22 protein-coding genes and 2 riboswitches are annotated in these 20,367 nt (G+C 40.7%); of the genes, 7 read left to right on the plus strand and 15 right to left on the minus strand.

Translation table 11 applies throughout. The features are described from left to right. The first annotated feature begins 190 nt into the window (after positions 1–190). Together UP17_RS14095 and UP17_RS14100 are read left to right on the plus strand one after the other, a co-directional pair. On the plus strand, positions 191–1,303 hold the full coding sequence (locus UP17_RS14095) for a mechanosensitive ion channel family protein (RefSeq protein ID WP_250211672.1): 1,113 nt from the start codon (positions 191–193) through the stop codon (positions 1,301–1,303). A gap of 127 nt (positions 1,304–1,430) precedes the next feature. Beyond that, the gene (locus tag UP17_RS14100) at positions 1,431–2,786 is read left to right on the plus strand and encodes an MATE family efflux transporter (protein ID WP_061463566.1); all 1,356 of its coding nucleotides are present in this window, start codon (positions 1,431–1,433) and stop codon (positions 2,784–2,786) included. 49 nt (positions 2,787–2,835) lie between these two features. Here UP17_RS14100 and UP17_RS14105 read toward each other — a convergent pair whose 3' ends face one another. Next, the gene (locus UP17_RS14105) at positions 2,836–3,609 is read right to left on the minus strand and encodes an SDR family oxidoreductase (protein WP_081108831.1); all 774 of its coding nucleotides are present in this window, start codon (positions 3,607–3,609) and stop codon (positions 2,836–2,838) included. Between the two features lie 159 nt (positions 3,610–3,768). Between UP17_RS14105 and UP17_RS14110 the strand changes: the two genes are divergently transcribed. Then, the gene (locus UP17_RS14110) at positions 3,769–4,236 is read left to right on the plus strand and encodes a hypothetical protein (RefSeq protein ID WP_061463567.1); all 468 of its coding nucleotides are present in this window, start codon (positions 3,769–3,771) and stop codon (positions 4,234–4,236) included. 202 nt (positions 4,237–4,438) lie between these two features. Here UP17_RS14110 and UP17_RS14115 read toward each other — a convergent pair whose 3' ends face one another. The 6 genes from UP17_RS14115 to UP17_RS14140 all read right to left on the minus strand — a co-directional run bounded on the left by UP17_RS14115 (position 4,439) and on the right by UP17_RS14140 (position 9,528). Beyond that, complete coding sequence (locus UP17_RS14115) at positions 4,439–5,170, minus strand: CAP domain-containing protein (RefSeq protein ID WP_061463568.1); 732 nt, start codon at positions 5,168–5,170, stop codon at positions 4,439–4,441. 449 nt (positions 5,171–5,619) lie between these two features. Further along, positions 5,620–6,057: a FixH family protein gene (locus UP17_RS14120; RefSeq protein ID WP_061463569.1), complete on the minus strand. Its 438-nt coding sequence runs from the start codon at positions 6,055–6,057 to the stop codon at positions 5,620–5,622. A 19-nt stretch (positions 6,058–6,076) separates the two neighbouring features. Beyond that, entirely contained in the window at positions 6,077–7,492 is a 1,416-nt protein-coding gene (locus tag UP17_RS14125; RefSeq protein WP_061463570.1) for a sensor histidine kinase, read from the minus strand. Then, positions 7,489–8,175 carry a response regulator transcription factor gene (locus tag UP17_RS14130; protein WP_061463571.1) on the minus strand — a complete coding sequence of 229 codons (687 nt, stop codon included), beginning with the start codon at positions 8,173–8,175 and terminating at the stop codon, positions 7,489–7,491. The genes UP17_RS14125 and UP17_RS14130 overlap by 4 nt, the downstream gene beginning before the upstream one ends. A 5-nt stretch (positions 8,176–8,180) precedes the next feature. After that, positions 8,181–9,143, minus strand: a complete 963-nt coding sequence (locus tag UP17_RS14135) for a YncE family protein (protein ID WP_061463572.1) — start codon at positions 9,141–9,143, stop codon at positions 8,181–8,183. A 118-nt stretch (positions 9,144–9,261) separates the two neighbouring features. Further along, positions 9,262–9,528, minus strand: coding sequence for a hypothetical protein (locus tag UP17_RS14140; RefSeq protein WP_061463573.1), 267 nt, complete (start codon positions 9,526–9,528; stop codon positions 9,262–9,264). 110 nt (positions 9,529–9,638) lie between these two features. Here UP17_RS14140 and UP17_RS14145 point away from each other — a divergent pair, with 110 nt between their 5' ends. After that, positions 9,639–9,881, plus strand: coding sequence for a hypothetical protein (locus UP17_RS14145; protein WP_061463574.1), 243 nt, complete (start codon positions 9,639–9,641; stop codon positions 9,879–9,881). A gap of 72 nt (positions 9,882–9,953) precedes the next feature. On the opposite strand, the gene UP17_RS29295 is transcribed toward UP17_RS14145, so the two are convergent. From UP17_RS29295 to UP17_RS14175, 7 genes are all read right to left on the minus strand, one after another. Next, a complete protein-coding gene (locus tag UP17_RS29295; RefSeq protein ID WP_284149531.1) occupies positions 9,954–10,088 on the minus strand; it encodes a hypothetical protein in 135 nt (44 codons plus the stop codon). A 62-nt stretch (positions 10,089–10,150) separates the two neighbouring features. Then, on the minus strand, positions 10,151–11,077 hold the full coding sequence (locus UP17_RS14150; protein ID WP_061463575.1) for a CobW family GTP-binding protein: 927 nt from the start codon (positions 11,075–11,077) through the stop codon (positions 10,151–10,153). Between the two features lie 124 nt (positions 11,078–11,201). Next, entirely contained in the window at positions 11,202–11,735 is a 534-nt protein-coding gene (locus UP17_RS14155; RefSeq protein ID WP_061463576.1) for a cupin domain-containing protein, read from the minus strand. 23 nt (positions 11,736–11,758) lie between these two features. Beyond that, positions 11,759–12,388: a methylthioribulose 1-phosphate dehydratase gene (locus tag UP17_RS14160; RefSeq protein WP_061463577.1), complete on the minus strand. Its 630-nt coding sequence runs from the start codon at positions 12,386–12,388 to the stop codon at positions 11,759–11,761. Then, complete coding sequence (locus UP17_RS14165; protein WP_061463578.1) at positions 12,385–13,044, minus strand: 2-hydroxy-3-keto-5-methylthiopentenyl-1-phosphate phosphatase; 660 nt, start codon at positions 13,042–13,044, stop codon at positions 12,385–12,387. The genes UP17_RS14160 and UP17_RS14165 overlap by 4 nt, the downstream gene beginning before the upstream one ends. Before the next feature lie 6 nt (positions 13,045–13,050). Then, positions 13,051–14,283 carry a 2,3-diketo-5-methylthiopentyl-1-phosphate enolase gene (gene mtnW, locus UP17_RS14170; RefSeq protein WP_061463579.1) on the minus strand — a complete coding sequence of 411 codons (1,233 nt, stop codon included), beginning with the start codon at positions 14,281–14,283 and terminating at the stop codon, positions 13,051–13,053. Positions 14,284–14,388: 105 nt separating this feature from the next. After that, positions 14,389–14,541, minus strand: a riboswitch (SAM riboswitch). A gap of 128 nt (positions 14,542–14,669) precedes the next feature. Then, the gene (locus UP17_RS14175; RefSeq protein ID WP_061463580.1) at positions 14,670–15,842 is read right to left on the minus strand and encodes a pyridoxal phosphate-dependent aminotransferase; all 1,173 of its coding nucleotides are present in this window, start codon (positions 15,840–15,842) and stop codon (positions 14,670–14,672) included. Between the two features lie 99 nt (positions 15,843–15,941). Here UP17_RS14175 and UP17_RS14180 point away from each other — a divergent pair, with 99 nt between their 5' ends. The 3 genes from UP17_RS14180 to mtnA all read left to right on the plus strand — a co-directional run bounded on the left by UP17_RS14180 (position 15,942) and on the right by mtnA (position 19,292). Next, a complete protein-coding gene (locus UP17_RS14180) occupies positions 15,942–16,724 on the plus strand; it encodes a carbon-nitrogen family hydrolase (RefSeq protein WP_061463581.1) in 783 nt (260 codons plus the stop codon). A 71-nt stretch (positions 16,725–16,795) separates the two neighbouring features. After that, positions 16,796–16,950: riboswitch (SAM riboswitch) on the plus strand. A 78-nt stretch (positions 16,951–17,028) separates the two neighbouring features. Further along, on the plus strand, positions 17,029–18,231 hold the full coding sequence (gene mtnK, locus UP17_RS14185) for an S-methyl-5-thioribose kinase (RefSeq protein WP_061463582.1): 1,203 nt from the start codon (positions 17,029–17,031) through the stop codon (positions 18,229–18,231). A gap of 14 nt (positions 18,232–18,245) precedes the next feature. After that, complete coding sequence (gene mtnA, locus UP17_RS14190; RefSeq protein WP_061463583.1) at positions 18,246–19,292, plus strand: S-methyl-5-thioribose-1-phosphate isomerase; 1,047 nt, start codon at positions 18,246–18,248, stop codon at positions 19,290–19,292. A 175-nt stretch (positions 19,293–19,467) separates the two neighbouring features. On the opposite strand, the gene UP17_RS14195 is transcribed toward mtnA, so the two are convergent. Beyond that, positions 19,468–20,355: an LCP family protein gene (locus UP17_RS14195; RefSeq protein WP_061463584.1), complete on the minus strand. Its 888-nt coding sequence runs from the start codon at positions 20,353–20,355 to the stop codon at positions 19,468–19,470. Positions 20,356–20,367 lie beyond the last annotated feature (12 nt).

Consider the following 20,367-nt stretch of genomic DNA (forward strand, 5'->3'; position numbering starts at 1 on the left):
CCAAACTTAAAAAATCACTTTGCATCCATATTACCATATATCCATGCCATTCATAACTTCAAAATGCAGTAAGTGAACCTTAAAATCCCATGATGAATGTAATTATCGATTATTTTTTCCTTTTTTAACATGAATATATTATAATCTTAGTATTCTACAATACTACAAGATACATTGGAGGAGTAATACATTGCAAGAAGTTTCTGAATCTCTCCATCAATTTGATGGAATCGAAGCCTGGACCCAATTAGGAATTTCCATAGGTATTTTTCTAATCTTCCTTTTGCTTCGGAAAGTATTTACTAAATATATTTTCAAATTCTTTCTTCGAATGGCAGAAAAACGTAAAGTTGAATTTGCGGCAAACTTAATGCTCGCTATCGAACAGCCGGTAAGATTGCTTATCGTTTTGATTGGTGTTATTATTTCGATGCACTACTTCCCGCTTGACTCGCCTTCGACTGAATTAAGATTGAAAATATACAGATCATTTTTTGTCTTCTCATTCTTTTGGACGATTTTCAATATCAGTTCGATCTTAACTATTTTATTTCCGAAATTAGTAAGTAAATTTGGACTTGAAGTCGATCAAATCGTCATGCCGTTCTTTACGCAAATCATAAAGTTAATCATCATCGCTTTTGGTGCCTCCATTATTGCGGAGGAATGGGGTTTTAATGTCGATGGATTTGTTGCAGGGCTTGGTTTGGGTGGATTGGCTTTCGCTCTTGCCGCTAAAGATACCGTCAGCAATTTTTTCGGGGGTATCGTCATCGTCACCGAAAAACCTTTTACAATAGGAGATTGGATCAAAACTCCAAGTGTGGAGGGAACCATTGAAGACATCACATTCCGAAGCACCAAAGTTCGGACTTTCGCCCAAGCTTTAGTTACGGTTCCAAATGCGACCCTTTCGAATGAACCGATCATTAACTGGTCAAAGATGGGTAAAAGACAGATTGCCTTCCATTTGGATGTGAATGTTACAACGCCAAAAGAAAAATTGGAAAAAATCATTAGAGACATAGAAAAAATGCTGATTGATCATTCAGAAGTACATCCGGAAACGATTCTTGTTAAGTTTGATGAGTTTAGTCATTCCGGCTTCAACCTTTACCTCTATTTCTTCACGAATGCGACTGACTTTGGAGGATATTTATCAATAAAAGAAGATGTGAACTTTAAAATAATGGAGATATTAGAGCAGGAAGATGTGCAAATTGCCATCCCTTCCCAGGCTTTCATTCTTCAAAAAGATTCAAATATAGAAGCCATGAATGATTTTGAATCCATGCGCGACTGACAAAAAGACTTGCCCTAAAACGGCAAGTCTTTTTCATTTCAAATAAAAGCTTAAAACATCACGCGCTTCTGTGATATAATTCTTTCATTGTGTTGAAAATTTCAAATATTTATATTGAGGTACTTTGATGAACCAGACTTATACTGAATCGCAAAAGATCCGTATGTTATTTTATATATTGATACCTATCCTGATAACTCAAATCGGCCTATATGCCATGACTTTTTTTGATGTAATGATGTCAGGGCAATACAGTACGCAGGACGTTGCCGGCGTCTCGATCGGCAGTTCGCTTTGGACACCCGTGTACACGGGGCTAAGCGGGATATTGATTGCCTTAACGCCGGTGGTTTCACAGCTCGTTGGTTCCAGGCAGTCCAAATCCGTTTCCTATTCTGTGATGCAGGCCATTTATTTAGCTGTCGCTTTAGCCTTGGTCATTTTAATCATTGGGGCGTTTTCATTGAATCCCATATTGAATGCCATGGATCTTGAAGATAATGTCCACCGGGTGGCGCATGATTATTTGATCGCCCTTTCTATCGGGATCATTCCTTTATTCGTTTATAATGCGTTGAGGTCATTCATAGATGCACTCGGGCAGACGAGGATCTCCATGATCATTACCTTGTGTGCACTTCCAATTAACGTCATATTTAATTACCTGTTAATATACGGGAAGTTTGGATTCCCGGAACTTGGAGGAGTCGGTTCCGGATACGCTACTGCCATTACTTATTGGTTAATTGCACTGGTTGCCATCATTGTAGTGGTGAAAATCAACCCATTTTCGACATATAAGGTTTTCAATGAATTTTTCCGGGTTTCCTGGAAAGAATGGCGTGCCCTATTATTGATTGGGGTGCCTATCGGTCTGGCCATCTTTTTTGAAACTAGCATTTTTTCGGCCGTTACCCTTTTGATGAGTAAGTATGATACCGTGACAATTGCTTCTCATCAGATTGCCATGAATTTTGCTTCACTGCTTTATATGATGCCGCTAAGTATATCCATGGCATTGACGATCGTCATTGGATTCGAAATTGGGGCATCCCGTTATAAAGATGCCAAAGAGTACAGCTGGATTGGCATCTCGATGGCATTGACGATGTCGCTCGTTTTGTCGACCATCCTATTCCTCTTCCGCGAACCTGTCGCCTCTGTTTACACTAAAGATCATGAGGTAATGATGCTGACATCACATTTTTTAATCTATGCCATCTTCTTTCAGATATCAGATGCCCTGCAGGCACCTATACAGGGTATATTGCGTGGATATAAAGATGTAAATGTCACGTTTGCGATGTCCCTTGTCTCATATTGGATTCTTGGGCTTCCCATTGGCTATTTCTTTGCACAGTATACGGATATGGGAGCCTTTGGGTATTGGATCGGCTTAATTTCCGGCTTGGCCCTCGGAGCGATAGGGTTGGCTGCTCGTTTAAGGTTCATACAGCAAGTAAAGTATAAAAAAATGGCATAAAAAAGAGTGGGGCTGGATTACACCGGCCCCACCTTTTTACCCTAAACCACTAGGCTTTATATAATTTCCCAAGAACATCCTTAGCTCCTGTTACCGGTATGACGCTACCGGTAATGAAATCTGATTTTTCATCACATAGGAACGTGATGACCCTCGCTATATCCTCCCCTGTACCTGGTCTTCCGACTGGAACCGTATCATCCTTTTCTCCTCTTGCGACCCTAATTTCCTCTTCTTTCCAATCACCTATGATATCTCCAGGACAGACCATATTCACGGTGATCCCATTTTTAGCTTCTTCGGCAGCCAAAGTTCTAGTTAAGGAGGTCAACCCGCTCTTTGCAGCGGCAAAAGCAGAACGATATATCCAGCCTGGTGCAGTTTCACACCTCTCAAACCCTAAAGTGATGACTCTGCCCCATCTTCTACTGCGCATTTGTGGAATAAGCTCCTTGGCAAAATAGAAAAAACCATTTAAATTTCCATCCATGATGTACTTCCATTCATCACTGCCATATTCAGTCATGGGCTTGCGATCATGCATATAAGGCCCTGCGTTATGAATGAAGATATCAACATGGCCAAAAGCCTCCAAGACCAACTGCAAAATATTTCGGCAATCTTTCTCACTCGACGAGTCACCTTGAATCGCAAGTGCCTTTACATTGTACTTTTCCTGCAATTCATCCACTAATGCTAAGGCTGCCTTGTTACTTTTTCGATAAGTAATGATAATGGACATGCCATTATCCGCAAGTGAAATTGCCATCCTTTTGCCGATTCCCGTTGCTCCACCAGTAATAAAAGCTACTTTTTCATCCACAGGATTACCCTCTTTATCTAATGGATTTTACTTAATTATACATAAGTTTGACCCGTTTTCTATAATTTAGTAATTATAAAAACGAACCTATAGGCTTTAGCCTGCATAAAATATAAGAAATAAACCTGTCAGACAATAAGCAGGAGAGAGGAATTCAATATGTTTCCCTGGAATTCACTTTTTTCTTTAAAAAATAACCTGAACCAAAAGGACTTCATGAAAAATATGCAGCAAAGTGATGTACAATCGTTCATTGAAAAGGTATTTTCACAGGTCATCCCTGACAATATGCAAGGTATGATGAACCATAGTGAAGGCGGGGCACAAAAAGAACATGCCAAATCCGAACATCCTTTACATGCAGATGTTTTTGAAACCCATTTAAATGTCTTTGTAAGAATTCCCATAGAAGATGAATCTTGGCTAAAGAAAATGAAACTTTACCATACCTCTAACCAATCCATCATTGAGGGGATTCCAGAGGAGTCAGATCGGCATGTCATAACGCTGCCCGCTCTTGTTAAGAAAAAAGGGGCATCTGCCCAATATAAAGAATCAACATTGGAAATACGCCTTCAAAAAAGTTTCAATACCCAGTATTCAGAAATCGATGTATCCGAGATTTGATTTGGCTTCAAGGGACCACACTAATTTTCTGGTGCGGTCCTTCTTTCTCTTGTTGCCAACAACCACCAGTCCATACAATTAGGTTTCGGCACATTACAAAAATCAATGGCTCAAATCATGCCATTCCATTAGAAGTAATTGATCAATTGCGTGCAAAAAAAGCACACCCCATGTTAATGGGATGCACTCTTCTATTAATCTATTATTTTCCGATGAATTGTTGAGTCCAGTAGTTACCAGATGCTACGTAACCTACTCCAATATGAGTAAAGCTAGGATTCATGATGTTTTCACGGTGTCCTTCGCTATTCATCCAAGCTTGTACCACTTCTTCAGGTGTTTGTTGACCTTGTGCGATGTTTTCGCCAGCTGATGTATAGCTGATTCCGAATTGTTTCATCATATCGAATGGTGAGCCGTAAGTTGGGCTATTGTGATCAAAGTAATTTTTATCTTTCATGTCTTGAGACTTGATACGGGCAACTTTGCTCAACTTAGTGTCGATTTTAAGTGCTGCCAAACCTTGTTTTTCACGTTCTGCATTCGTTAATTTAACAACTTCTTGTTCATAAGCACTTAATTCAGAGCTTGTCTCTGCTTTTTTATCAGTAGATTTATCAGGTGTTACTTCTGGTGCTTCAGGTTTTGCTTCAGGTTTTGCTTCAGGTTTTGCTTCAGGTTTTGCTTGGTTCGTTGTTCCAACTTCTTGAACTGGTGTTTGAACTGGTGTTTGTTGTGCCTGTGCTGCAGGTAATGTGAAATTGTATTTAGTTAAGTATTGGTTAAGGACATTTTGCATATCCTCTTTATTCATAGTTTGATAAGTTACTTGTTTTACAGTATCACAGTTGGCTGCTTCTGCTTGGTTAACTCCTACTCCTGTGAATATAATAGCTGCAGCTGCTGCTGCTGACATAAACATTTTCTTTTTCATTCGTATTTCCTCCTGTGATGTTCATTTTGTGTTGTGTTTTGCTTCTGGAATTATCATATCATGCATTTTTCGTAATATATGCACCATCAATTTCCATCAAATTCACAGGATGCGAATGAGAAAATATTTTTATCCAAGTTTCAGAGAAGTCTTGCAAAAATGCTTTAACTATCTATGTTTCTGCAAGTAGTATAAATACCCACATTTTTCTAGCCACTCCTTGTCAATGGTAGTTACATAGAACCATTTCCATGGAATACTAATAACTTTTCGTTGACATATCGTTTCCAAGCTACTTATTATGACTTTCATTACTTTTATGTTACATTTTTTTCGTTTTAAATTCGACATTAGACTTCATCATTCACCCCTATCCCCCCATGAGGATTTTACAAATAAAAAAACAATCCGGATTCCACCGAATTGTTTTGGTTTGGATTTTGCATTCATCATTTCATTTCATCATCATTCATCTCGTCCATATCCTTTTTTCCACCATTTTGTTCAGGAGGGCTTGGTTTGCCTATGACGAATTTCTCCTTTGGCATGTTGTGCATATCCCTTGCTGTTACGTGGGCATATACATAATAGGTTCCTTCTTCTTCAAAAGTCTTTTTCAATTCATAAATTCCGTTTTCTTTATGTTTTGCAGGAATCTTTTCATGGTCTTTGCTATTTGCAAGCCAAATTTCAAAGCTGACATCATCCGCATCTGTCACTTCTTCATCCCCATAAGTAACTTTTGCCTGAAACTTCACAGGCTCATTCACTTTGCCATGAATTGGATCGACAGCTAAATCGACATTCAACATTTTCGGAATTTCCTCTTCCTTGCCGCATCCAGCCAATAAAATTAACGCCATGCAAAATAACATGATTCTTTTCATTTTTGAACGTATCCCCTTTTTATGAATTCAATTCTTCTCCTATTATAGGTAGCACTACCCTGACTTTTGTTCCTATTTTTTCTTTACTTTCTATTTCGATATTGCCATTTTGCAATTCCACCAATTTTTTGACGATGGACAGCCCAAGCCCTGACCCGCCATCAAAACGGCTGCGTGCTTTGTTCACCCGGTAAAAGCGATTCATTACATATGGTAGATCCGCTTCAGGAATCCCATTACCCGTGTCAGTAACCACCAGTTCGCAATTTTCTTTATGCTGAATCAAGGTAATATTGATTGATCCTCCAGGCTCCGTATACTGAATGGCATTGTCAAAAATGTTATGTAAGATTTGTTCCATCCTGCCTTCATCCCCAATAATAATCGGGTCCGGATCCAGATTGATTTTCAAGTCCAATTGCTTTTCTTTTATTATAGGTTCATAAATCACTAGAACATCTTCAATAAATTGAGCAAAGGCAATCGGGGTTTTAAATAACATGAATGGATCACTATCCATTTTTGATAAATCCATCAAATCTCCTACAAGCCGCTGCAGCCTAAGAGCTTCCCTTGAAATGAGTTGAAGGTATTTACGCTCCTCTTCATCATTTTTCACTACACCATCCAAAATGGCCTGCGTGTATCCCCTTACGTAACTAAGCGGGGTTCTAAGCTCATGTGCAACATTTTCAAGAAACTCTTTTTTTCTTTCTTCTTCCAAATGGATGGAGTTAGCCATATCATTAAAGGCTTTTGCCAGTTTACCTATTTCATCATGACTCCTTACCTGAACCTGTATGTCATAATTGCCCTCTGAGACTCGATGGGCAGCAGTCTCGATGTCCTTGATTGGACTGATTAGCTTTTTCAGCCATTTCGTAGTAAAAAAAATCGCGACAATCAAGAATAAAAGAACCGCTGCCATCCACTTTGCAGCAAATTCCTTAAGCAAGACCGTAATAGAATCCACTGGAATATACGTATAGATGATGCCTTCGAGGCGATTTCCGTCAATCAGGGGTATGATGGCCGCTACGATGTTCTTTTCAAACCTTTTCTCGTACCCCTCTTTTTCAACGGCTTTCCCGTCTAAAAGCATTTGCCGTTCTTCTTCAGAAATGAGGGTGTCATAATTGATTTCAAAAGGGAGACAGGCACTCAATTCCCTGGGATTGCTGACGACAAAGACCTCGCTGTCATTCTTACTGTTAAACCATTCAACTTTTTGCTTGAAGTCTTCACTGATTTCACCGCCGGTATAATCCTCACCAAGCAATGACGCTTCATTGACTAAATCTGTTTTAAGCTTCTCCACATAAAGATTTTTATAATAATATTGGGAAAGGGAGTAAGCGAACAGCACGGACAGGATGATGGCGGTGATGATGGTAAGCCATAATTTAAAAGAGAGGGACCTCCATTTATTAATCATTTCTTTTCCTCTATCTTATACCCGATTCCCCAGACGGTTTGAATGTAATCGGCCGCGCTTAATTTCATTCGTAAAGTTTTGATATGGGTATCCACGGTACGTAAAGACCCCCCATACTCCCCGCTCCATACATTTTCAAGCAGTTGTTCACGGCTAAGTGCCTGACTTTTATGACGCATGAGGAATAAGAGCAACTCGAATTCTTTCAAGGTTAAATTGATAGGGGTCCCTTCCACCAAAACCGTTCTGGATTGTAAGTTTAAGCTAATTTTACCGAATCGCACTTGGTTTAGATCCTCTTCTTTCAATGATAGTTTGCCTGTCCTTCGCAATACCGCTTCGACCCTAGCGACCAATTCTCCTGGATTGAACGGTTTGACGATATAATCGTCCCCGCCGAGCTTCAGCCCTTTCACCATATCCCACTCTTCACCTTTCGCACTGACAAATATTACAGGGATCTCCCAATTATCACGAATCTTTTCACATACCGAGAAACCATCCATACCTGGCATCATGATATCCAGTAGGATTAAATCCACTTCATGTGTTTCAACCATACTAATGGCTTCTTTTCCATTCGCAGCTTGAAGGCATCGATAACCTGAGTTCAGCAAATACATTTCAACTAGATTTCGCATATCCTCTTCATCATCCACGACTAAAATGGTGTAAACATGCATGTCAACTACTCCCTCAACATCAATTGGAATGGACCTTCGCCGACTTTGATCGTTTTTTTAACATCGACTGTTCCAGCATCCACTACATACACTTCATCACTATCATATCCAGCTACGACCACATCTTCGTTAAAGTTCGCCATTTCAAAAGGGTTGACGCCGACCACCTTGCTTTTCACTTCCTCATATTGATCATTCAATTTATATAAGGAGCTTGTGCCATGACTAAGGACAAAAATGCCTTCAGCATTCTCCAGGAACTTTATCGGCATGGTGGGAGCCTTCAACTTTTTCTTCAACTCTCCCGTTTTTGCCGAATAAATATATAGATCTTCTTCCACTTGATCTCCATGACCGTGTCCTCCGATCCATATTTCATCCTTTTCTTCCCTCAATAATGAGCCAGTGCTGGAACTATGTATGGGAAATTCGAATTCAACCTTTTTCGTTTCAAGATTTATCACTGAACATTTGGTATCCCCAAAATTAATTACATACAAGCGATTCGCTTGCACTCCCTGAAGAACGGTCAATGGGCTTTTACCGACACTGACTATATCCTGTTCCTCTCCTTTATCATTTAAAAAATAAATGGAGTGATTCGATTGATTGACTGCCACGATGCTTTTTCCATCATGTAATAACTGCATATTGACGATTCCTTTCCCAATTTCCCAACTGTTTATCAGTTTTCCTTCTGATAAAGAGTACACTTGGACTTTCTCCATATCCTTTCCATAAAGCAGGATAGTATCTTTGTCTGCCAGGAGCAGGGCTCCGGTAAATGGTTCTGAAATATCCCATTTGGCAAATGGATGATAGTTTTCATCTATGAAAGTCAGGGAGGTATCCTTGATATTGACTGTCGCCAAGAAAGATTTACTTTTATTTATTTTTGTAAATGTATTACTGCCATTACACCCAGTAAGCAGTAAGATGGCAAGAAAAAGCCCAATGCCCCACCTCATATTTTAAGCTCCTTATTCATTAAATATCTATTTTTTTAAAATTTTAACAATGATTTGTGAAAAAAGTATGAAGCGGAAAAGAATATTCTCTAAACAAGCATCCGTATCACAACCGGAATCATAACCTTTCCAATTCAGTGACATAGGATATGACGATCGCGTTTTTCATTTCTTCTGAAAGCGCAGAACCCATCACGCGTTTAATACAGAGGTAAAACTTTTCCAGCACTGGTTTCCGGGCACGGGGGTGTGCATTTTCATCTAAAAGCTCGCGGCGAATGAGTTCCGATAATACTTCCCTTCCACCTCCATCCGCCACCTTACGATTATTCCATAAACTTAAATAAGCCTCCAGTACCGCTTCTTGCCTGACATTATCTTTCATATTATCCCTTCCATCCATCACTAATTTATACATATTATTAATCAAGTTTGTAAAGACTAACTTAATATTACGATTACGCAATAAAAAATTCAAAAAAAGGAGTGAGTAATTTGTCTCAAGTATACCGCTGTCCGAATTGCCGGACAAATAAATCTCGCTTCAATCTCATTAAGCAAGTATCAACCCCCATTAAAAAGGATCCGCAATCCGGTGAGATCGTTGAACAATATTCGAACGATTCGCTTCAGCCTTTCCATCTAGCATATAATGGTCCAGAAATTCGGGTGCAATGTGCTGCTTGCGGATTAATTGAAGACGAAAAGACATTTGCCGCCTTTGGATTGCAACAATGAAAATGGTCAGACCCATTTATGGTCTGACCATTTTTTCAATCTTTTCCCACCGACATTCATTTTAGCTGCGGTCTATGGCAATTGGAATGACTTTTCCATCCCCATATCCATCATCCAATAATGCATTCTCGATTTCAATGGCCCTTTCCCTAAATCCTCATCTAGATTTTTCATCGAAATCGGATAATCATTCTTATTCCATGGCAATATTACCGCCTCCTTGATAAGAAAGTCTCCTTTTATGTTTCTCTTTAATGGACGGCAGACGTTTATTGGGCCGCTTTCGCTTCCAAAGCCTTCAACTGGCCGATGATAATTTCCCTATCCAACTTTTCACCGATAATGACGATATTCAATGGCATTTTCATCATTTCATTCATATACATCGGCATTCCGTATGAGTATTGGAATAAATGGGGGAGTTGTGAATGTGTAAAGGAAATGTATCCTTTCATTCGATAGACCGTTTCCGGAAGGCCCCTAAGCCAATCTTCAAAGTCAGTTTGTGCCACGGCACCCTCAAATGTGTGGACCACTGCAGTTAAATGCAAATGGTCGTGTACATCAAGCTTTTGATGGCCATTTTGCCGTTTTCTTTGCATCTGCTGCAACGATATCAAGGAAATGTCCGCATACTCCGTCAATAAACAAACAGCATCGGTGTTAAGCGCCTGTATCGAATATATCAGCTGTGCGGCCTCCATCTCACTTACAAGGTCCACTTTATTCAATAATATGAAATCCGCATGGTGGATTTGCTCAGCAAGCAACTGCCGAAGCTGCGGAGACAGTTCTTCTCGATCGCGCCACCGTAGTAAATCGACGACCGTTATAATCCCTTTATAATCCAGTCTTTTGGCGAAAAGCGGCGACATGATGCCATCCAATACTTCAACTGGATGGGCTGCGCCCGTCGTTTCAATATATACGGCGTCCAGGTTGTTTTCAGTTAGCAATTCATGAAGCTGAACCTCCAGCTTATCCTGAATGGTGCAGCAAATGCACCCGTCAAACAACTCCTTCAATGGCACTTCATCACCAATCAGGCCGCTGTCCACCGATACACTGCCGAGCTCATTCAAAAGGACGGCCACTTTCCTATTTGCTTCACTTTCCTGTTTTAATATATTTCGCAGAAGCGTCGTTTTCCCGCTGCCGAGAAATCCTCCTAATATGTAAACTTCGGTTGTTTTCATTTGTATCTGCTCCCATGATCCTGTAAAATTCGATTCCGTTAAATTTTATCATACTTATCTTTTAAAAGCACTTGCCCGAACCACATAAAAAAACCAGCCCGTAAGCTGGTTTTTCGACAATGATTCATGCTTGAACTTCGTCTTTTTCGTAAATCGGCACCCATCCTGCCGCTGTAACGAAAATACGGACAGCTACAGTTTTTCTATCTTCTGCCAGCGTGAAATAATGCCGTGTGGATTCTGGTACACTTATAAGATCTCCTGGATTAAGCCGTACATCAAACCACTGCTTATCGCTGCCCTCAATGGCAAAAATACTGGTTCCGCCTGCTATGAAACGCACTTCATCATCTTCATGGTGGTGTTCCTGCTTAAAGTTTTCAAGCATTTGATCCAAGTTTGGATTTGCATCGGATAATGTGATGATATCTTGAGCTTTATAGCCTCTTCTTTCGGAAATTTCCGCTATCTCAGATTTGAAAGTTAAAAGGATTTCCTCTTTGTCAGCATCTGTCAGATCGTATTTTTCCACAAGATGGGCCGGTAATTTCGAAATGTCCCATTGTTCATAAATAACCCCTTGTGTTTCTAAAAAGCCTTTTACCTGTTCACCGTTTTCAATAACCTCGTTTGTTTCATGGAACCTAATCATCGCCATCATTCATCCCCCTCTAGGATCTTTTATCTTAAAGAACCTGCAAACGCCTTTTGTTGATTAAGCAACAGTTGATATTGAAATAAAAATTCGCAAGCTTCAAGTATTCTTTTTGCTTCGAGTCCGCTTATACCCCAAACCGTAATTCCATGATTGCGGATCAGCACGGCGCCAGAGTCTTCTTCGACATGTTGCTTGAACTTATCGGATAACTGTTGAATGTCAGCGTGATTATATATTATTGGAATCCGAAGCTCTGAATCTTCATCCCACCGTCCGGTCGCTTTTATGATTTCATGATTATGAAAAGAAACTTGACCTTCATCTCCGTACAATTCGGATATCACATTATTTTCAACTGTATGGACATGGAGTACACAGTTCGCATTGGTTTTCCCGTAAATAACGGTATGAAGCAAAGTTTCGGCCGATGGCCTTAGCTCCGTTTCTTCAACTGGTTTTCCTTTTAAATCCACCAATAAAAAGTCCGAATCCGATTGCTTCCTTTTATCCTTACCGCTTGCCGAAATATAAAAGAAAGGACTTTTGGGCTCGCGGATGGACAAGTTCCCGCTTGTTCCCATAAACCAATCCCTTTGGGCCAGTTCAACTTTAATATCGGCTAGCTCTAGCCATTCTTCAGTATGTGTGTTCACGCCTTTACCTCCTCCCGCCGCTTTAAAATATCAATTACATCATAAAACGTCTCAAAACCTTGATGAGGAATCCCTTCTCTATCACAATTCTCAAGCAGCATGTCACGGGCGATGACAAAATCGGCCTGTTTTGCCGCTTCAAAATCCGTTACTGAATCTCCAATAACGAGCTTAAAATCACCCGCACTCGCAATTCCCCTCATAATTGATGGCTTACAGCAACCGCAATCATTATTACATTGGTCATCACAAGCGTGGGGCCACTCAATATAAATTTTTTCCTTATTGAAAAATGCATGGTTGCAATAAACGGAATCTGCTGGCAAGATATCATTTAAAAGAGGTGCAATGAAAAAATCCATGCCTCCGCTTACAATATATAAAGGGATGTTGGCTTTTTTCGTATACTCAACGAATTCATTAAATCCTGGACGAATGCCGGCCGTCTCGCATACATATTGAATGATGTCATCCTTCAAGCCACTATCAAGCAAGGAAAACATATCACCGACCCCTGAAGATATACTGATTTTTTGCTGAAGGACATCGTCTTTCAACTTTTCCCACTCCGGAGGCGCAAATTTTTTCATGATAGAAATGATATTATCTGTGTTGGTGATCGTTCCATCGAAATCGCAAAAGATGATCGGTTTCATTATTTCTTACAAGCCTCCCCATAAAACAAGAGCTTTTTTTAGTCCTTCTTCCTCAGCCGCCGCTTCTGATAGGTCCTTTCCTGCGAGTACGGCTTCAACAGCAGAACGGAAAGCCTTGGCCCCGCCCTCTGCTCCGTCAGGGTGTCCGTGAATTCCACCTCCGGCATTAATGACACTGTCCAGCCCAAAATCCTTGATCAGGTCGGGAACCATGCCTGGATGAATGCCTGCAGAAGGTACAGGGAAGGCCTTTTTCCATGAAAATTCATCTTTTGTAAGAGCTTCAGCAATCGCTAATGTTTCCTTTTTTTCAAGTGCGACATTTCCATAAGGTGATGGGAACAAGGATAAATCCGCTCCTGATAACCTCACTAATTTACCAAGCAATAATGGATAGCCGATCCCATAAAATGATGAAGATGCCAATGCCCCGCTATATGCGGGGTGCGCCATGATCGGTAGCTTGATATGATCATGTTCACTTAAGGCTTGCAATACATCCAAACCATATGTATGAACGTTGAACAATAAAGCATCTGCCCCTGCTTCAGCCGCTTGCTTCGCCTTATCCAATAAATCAAATGTTTTCCCTGATAGATTGACAGCATATAAAGTTCGGTGGCCAGTGGTTTCAAAGACTTCATTCAATATTCTTTTTCCCGTTTTTATTCTATCGAAAAATGGAGTCTGTTCCTGGTCAAAGAGAATCTCATCATCTTTAACTAGGTCGACACCTCCTAATGCTTGTTGCTTCAGTTGCTCATTATGGAAGGTTAGATCCCTTCCTAATACACCTTTAAAGATGCTCATCACCAGGGGCCTGTTAAATACCTCAATCTTTTCCCTTATGCCTGTAATGCCAAATTGCGGTCCCGGGAACGCTTTTTGAATAGCACCGACAAAATCCAGGTCGATCAGTTTTATTTCACCGTCCAATGAAAGTTTGCCGAAGACCGTCGTAAGGATTGCAGGTAAATCATTAGAGAAATTCCCAGCCGGATAGGCAATTTTAATTAGCGAACGGTACACTTTACGATTAAAGTAGCCGTTTGCCCTCTCTTCTTCAGATAGTGGCGTTACGGATACTACACGTCCCTTATGCTTTTCCAGTTGCTTCTGGACCAATTGGGGCAGGTCCGTCCATGTCCCCACAGTCAAACCTAAGGCAATGCTCTCTGCTTTTTTCTCATGATTTCCATTAAAGTCATGAATTAAATAAGTAGCGACTATCTCGCTCATCTGATCACTCCTATTACACGTTAGTAAACTCTCGAAGTCATTAACCTGGCATTGCTCTAAATGGCAAAAGCCCCTTCATATAAGAAGAGGCTTTAAAAAGCCATCTTCTTATCTCCCAGCCATTGGCTGCAAGAATTAGCACCGTGCCTTGTGGATTTCATGAAAATCCGGCGAAGAATTCCGCCCCATTTTACAATGGAATTACGGTCGGTTGCTGGGCTTCATAGGGCTAGTCCCTCCACCTGCTCAAAATAAGAAAACGCTGATATATAGTTACAAGTATCGAAATATTTAGAATTTATTTTGTATTCTGACAGGTAATCCATACTTTGTCAATACGTTTTTAACCATTTAACGGTGGGATACATTGGATACTCAATCCTTCGTCAAAACAAGTTTAGTGTGCGAATTCGTTCCACAGCCTCTTTTAACCGCTCTTCCGAAGTCAGAAGCCCTACCCTTACGTAACCCTCGCCAAATTCACCGAATCCATTCCCTGCGGCAACAGCTACGTGGGCATGCGTTAATAAATAGTCTGCAAAACTCTCTGACGTAAAACCTTTTGGTACCTTGAGCCAGGCAAAAAACGATGCTTCAGGAGCTTTGACTTCCCAGCCGATTGCCCTTAATCCCTCAATGAAAACATTCCTGCGCCCCTCATACATCTTCACTAATTCCTCTACACAGCTCTGCGAGTCAAGCAATGCACTTGCCGCTGCTTCCTGTATCGCCGGGAAGAGACTCACATAAAGATGGTCTTGTAATAGTTCAAGAGCCTCTATGACACTTTTATTCCCCATTGCGAAGCCAACTCTCCACCCTGCCATATTGTATGTTTTCGATAGTGTGTATATTTCTATTCCTACATCCTTCGCTCCCTTTGCCTGGAGAAAGCTTGTCGGTTTTTTTCCGTCGAACCCTATCGCTCCATAAGCGAAATCGTGGACCACACAAATTGAATGCTCTCTTGCGTGGGAGACGGTTTCATCAAAAAAACTTTCAGTTGCAGAAGCACCAGTGGGATTATTCGGATAGTTCAAGAACATCATTTTGGCTTTATCAAGCACGTCTTTATGTATAACTTTGTAATTCGGAAGAAAACCACTTTCTTCTGTCAAGGGCATGAATTCGGTTTTTGCCTGGGCTAACACTACACCTGAAAGATAATCCGGATAGCCGGGATCAGGAACCAGGATCGTATCACCTGGATTTAATAAACACTGCGGCAGTTCGACAAGACCTGCCTTTCCTCCAAAGAGAATCGCCACTTCACTATTTGGATCCAGCTTGACTCCATATTCACGTTCATAAAAGACGGCAGCGGCATCCTTTAAATATTGATGTCCCCGGAATGGTGAATATTTATGATTAATCGATCTTTCAGCGGCAGTCTGTAAACTTTTCACGATATGTTCAGGCGTCGGTTGATCAGGATTTCCCTGGCCTAAATTAATGACATCATGTCCTTGCGCCGTAATCGCATTGACTTTTGCGACAAGTGAGGCAAAAAACTGCTTTGGCAGGTCCTGAAGCTTTCCGGATTTTTCGAATTGCAACATTTATACACCTTCTCTGAAATTTCTTGAAATTCTAGTCACAAATGATATATGTTTATCATAGTCTTGTAAAGCATTTTTTACATGTGGGGGTTTTAAACGATGAAGTGGAAAATAGCCTGTATTCAAATGGATATTGCCTTCGGGCAACCGGATATCAATTTTCAGGTTGCGGAACAATGGTTGGAAGAAGCAGCACGGTCAGAACCCGATATCGTCATTTTACCAGAGCTTTGGACAACTGGATACGACTTGACCAGGTTAAATGAGATTGCTGATGAAGAGGCAGAGAAAACGATGGAATTTTTAAAAACCCAGGCAAAGGAACACCAGTTTCACATCATTGGAGGTTCCATTGCCAAAAAAACAGGCAAGGGTATCTATAACACCATGATCATCATCAATAAGGATGGAAAACTCATTAAAGAGTATGATAAGCTTCACTTATTTCAATTGATGGATGAACATCGCTACCTACAGCCAGGTGAAAAAGAAGGTTTATTCACTCTTGATGAAAAAATATGTGCTGGATTCATTTGTTATGACATCCGCTTCCCGGAATGGCAGCGAGCCCATGCTGTTCAAGGTGCCGAAGTTCTATTCGTAACCGCAGAATGGCCTAAGCCGAGACTCGATCACTGGAGAGCCTTATTGATTAGTCGTGCCATCGAGAACCAAGCCTATGTTGTAGCCGTTAATCGTTCAGGTTCGGATATCAATAATATATTTGCTGGTCATTCCTTGATTATTGATCCATGGGGAGTTATCGTAAGTGAAGCGGGAGAAGAAAACGAACTATTGACAGGCACCTTGGACTTCACTAAAGTTACGGAAGCACGTAACAAAATACCTGTATTCGAAGATCGCCGGCCGGACTTTTATTAATTTCCCCATTGACAAACTATTTAAAAAGTTGATATTATTTTCCCGAAGATTAAAATTTCAGAATACATTTACTCTTATCAAGAGCAGGCTGAGGGATAAAGGCCCTATGAAGCCCAGCAACCGACTGTAATACCATTGTGAAATGGGGCGGATCCACCGCCGGATTATAAAATCCACAGAGCACGGTGCTAATTCCACCAGAATTCATTTTTCTGGGAGATGAGAGGTCCGAAGCCAAAACTTCTGCCTCTTTCTATATGAAAGAGGCTTTTTTATTCTTAATTTTGAACCTGGAGGGAAAAAAATGACTCAAAACCATTCGAATTTTAAAAGATTGACGAACGAAACAGCTATAACATTTGCAAAAAAACTTGGGCTGGTCAATACGGATGCCAGTTTAAACTGTAAAGAAATCGGAGATGGTAACTTAAATTATGTTTTTCATATTACAGAAACTGATACAAATAAAGGAATAATAATCAAACAGGCTGTCCCATATGCCAAGGTAATTGGCGAAAGCTGGCCGCTGACATTGAAAAGGGCTGCCATTGAAGCGAATGCACTTATTCATTTCAAAAGCTATTGCCCCGAATTCGTACCGCAAGTCTATTATTCGGATGAACAGCTTGCCATCACAGTCATGGAAGATTTATCGCACTTGAAAATCGTTAGAACAGGATTGATCGATGGTGATCCATATCCATTGCTTTCACAGCATATCGGTGAGTATGTAGCGAAGACAGCATTTTATACATCCGATTATCATTTAGAACCCTCTGCGAAAAAAGAAGTGGCCCGGCACTTCACGAATCCGGAGCTTTGCAGAATCACTGAAGTCTACATTTTCACGGATCCTTTTTTCGAGGAGCTCCCCGGAGATTTCGAGGTGGAATTGGCTGATGCCGCCAAAAGTATTTGGAATGATCAAGATGTGTTACTTGAAGTCGCCAAGCTGAAACAAAGCTTTGAAACCGAGCAGGAATCCTTGCTTCATGGAGATTTACATACAGGAAGTATATTTGCAAGTGAAACTGAAACAAAGGTTATTGATGCAGAATTCGCTTTTTATGGCCCAGTTGGTTTTGACCTAGGTCAATACACAGCCAACCTTCTTTTTCAGGCAGTCACACGTAATGGCGCTGGAAAGGAAGAGATTTTCACACACCTCCATCAATTTTGGAATGCCTTTGAAGAAGCATATACTGAACTATGGAACACCCAAAATATAAGCCCATTCCGCAATGTGAAGGGTTATCTACCTTATTTACTGGCTAAATTCAAAAGGGACGCATTCGGTTTTGCCGGCTGCGAACTGATTCGGCGAACCATTGGCCTATCACATGTTGCCGATCTCAATGTCATTGAAGATAAAGAAACTAGGATCGCTGCGAAAACGACAACATTGAAGATTGGTGCTTTTTTAATTAAAAAACGGGAAGAATTGGATGTTCCAGCTGTCATTGATGCTTTGAAAAACCATACACTTCCATTTTATTCAACCCTTTAAAAGGAGACCTGTACATGACGACACTAGCACCCTTACCATATTCGGTCCAATGGGATGATACCCATATTACATTATTAAATCAACAGGCCCTGCCTTCCTTAACTGAATTCATTGAACTTCATTCAGTTGATGATGTATACGACAGCATTTTGACATTAAAGGTACGCGGCGCCCCTGCAATCGGACTGACGGCAGCATTTGGCGTTGCACTCGGTGCCAAACAGGAAACAACCACTGAATTAGGGGAATTCAAGAAGAATGTAACGGGGCATATTGAAAAGCTCGCCTCTTCCAGGCCTACTGCGGTCAACCTTTTTTGGGCATTAAAGAGGATGGAAAGCACCTTGCAAGCAGCACAAAGCATTTCAACTGCCAAGGATGCACTTGTAACGGAAGCCAAAGCCATCTTTACTGAGGATGAAGAAATGTGCAGGAAAATCGGGGAACATGGTTTATCCTTATTCGCTAAAGGAGATTCCATCTTAACGCATTGCAACGCTGGTGGGATTGCCACAGCCCGTTATGGAACAGCCTTGGCTCCATTCCACCTTGCAAAAGAAAGGGGCTTTCCGCTAAAAGTGTACGCTTGTGAAACCAGGCCTGTCCTGCAAGGGGCGCGTTTGACTGCTTGGGAACTGATGCAATCAGGAGTTGACGTCACCTTAATTTCCGATAATATGGCTGCACATACGATTCTTCAGAAACGGATCAATGGAATTATAGTTGGTGCCGACAGAATTGCGGCTAATGGTGATACAGCCAATAAAATCGGGACATTGGGATTGGCCATATTAGCCAGGCACTTTAGTATCCCTTTTTATGTGGCTGCCCCATCAAGCACATTCGACCTTTCTATCGAATCCGGCTCATCCATCCCGATCGAAGAACGGGATGAAGCGGAAATCACCTTCATTCAAGGTGTACGGATCGCTCCGGAAAACGTGAAGACATTCAATCCAGCCTTTGACGTTACACCGAATCAGCTAATTACCGGCATCATTACAGAAAACGGCATCATTGCATCGGATTTTGTAAAAAACATTCCGCATTTTGTTAAGTGATCCAGGTCATTTTATTGATATAAAAAGACGAGACGGATTTAAGTATCCCTCTCGTTTTTTAAAGAAGATCAAATAGTAATATTCTTGCGAGGTCTATTATAAAATAATTTAAGTGATTTGAACAAATCACTTCTTTCGATTGATGTTTTCGATAACAAATGACGATTAGTTATTCTTATTTTGTAAAAAATTCCTGAAGTGCCTTCTTATTTTTAGTATAGTCCATTTCCAACACGGCTCCGGTATGGGGATATAATTCATCTTTATAGCTTCCTTCTACGGGGATCCTTAGAGTTTCAACGATGTCCGGTGTATGGAAGACTGCTTCTGGACCCATTTCCATTATCGTTTTCACCCCAATATCAGTATTTAAATACGAAAGCCCTTGTTCGATTATACTAGGTAGGGTCGCTATCCCTTCGATGGATGTGATTTGATTTATAAACGCTGATTTTAATTGAACCAATACTTCCTGTTGACGCTCTACCCTTCCAAAATCACTTTCATCGTCATGTCTAAAACGGACATATTTCAATATTTCCTCACCATGTAAAACATTTTTACCGACGCTTGCTTGAATGCTCATATCATCAATAATTTCCTGATCCACATCCACCACTACCCCCTCAGGGGCAAGCAAATCCACCATCTTCACAAATCCCTGAAAGTCAATAACTGCAACATGATCGACCTTGACATCAAGGTTTTCCTGAATGGTTTTCTTTAGCAGCTCCTTTCCACCATAATAATAAGCAGCATTTATTTTGTTATATGCTGATTTATCACCAGGGATTTTCACATAACTATCACGCATAATGGAAGCAAGCTTTAGTTTTTCCTGCTCTGGAAAGTATTTTGCCAGTATAATCGCATCTGATCTAGATTTTTCCTCCCCGCGAGAATCAACACCAATTAACAGAAATGTTTTCACGCCTTCTTGGATCACTTCTTTGGTTAGCTTTTTTTCCGTACCTGCATTTCCATTTTGTTTAGGTAAAGGTGCATAGGTGCAACCTGCCAGAATCCAGACCATTAGATATATGAACAGTACCTTTTCTTTCATTACCTCACCTCA

The sequence above is a fragment of the Peribacillus simplex genome (genome assembly GCF_001578185.1).
Taxonomy (GTDB): domain Bacteria; phylum Bacillota; class Bacilli; order Bacillales; family DSM-1321; genus Peribacillus; species Peribacillus simplex_A.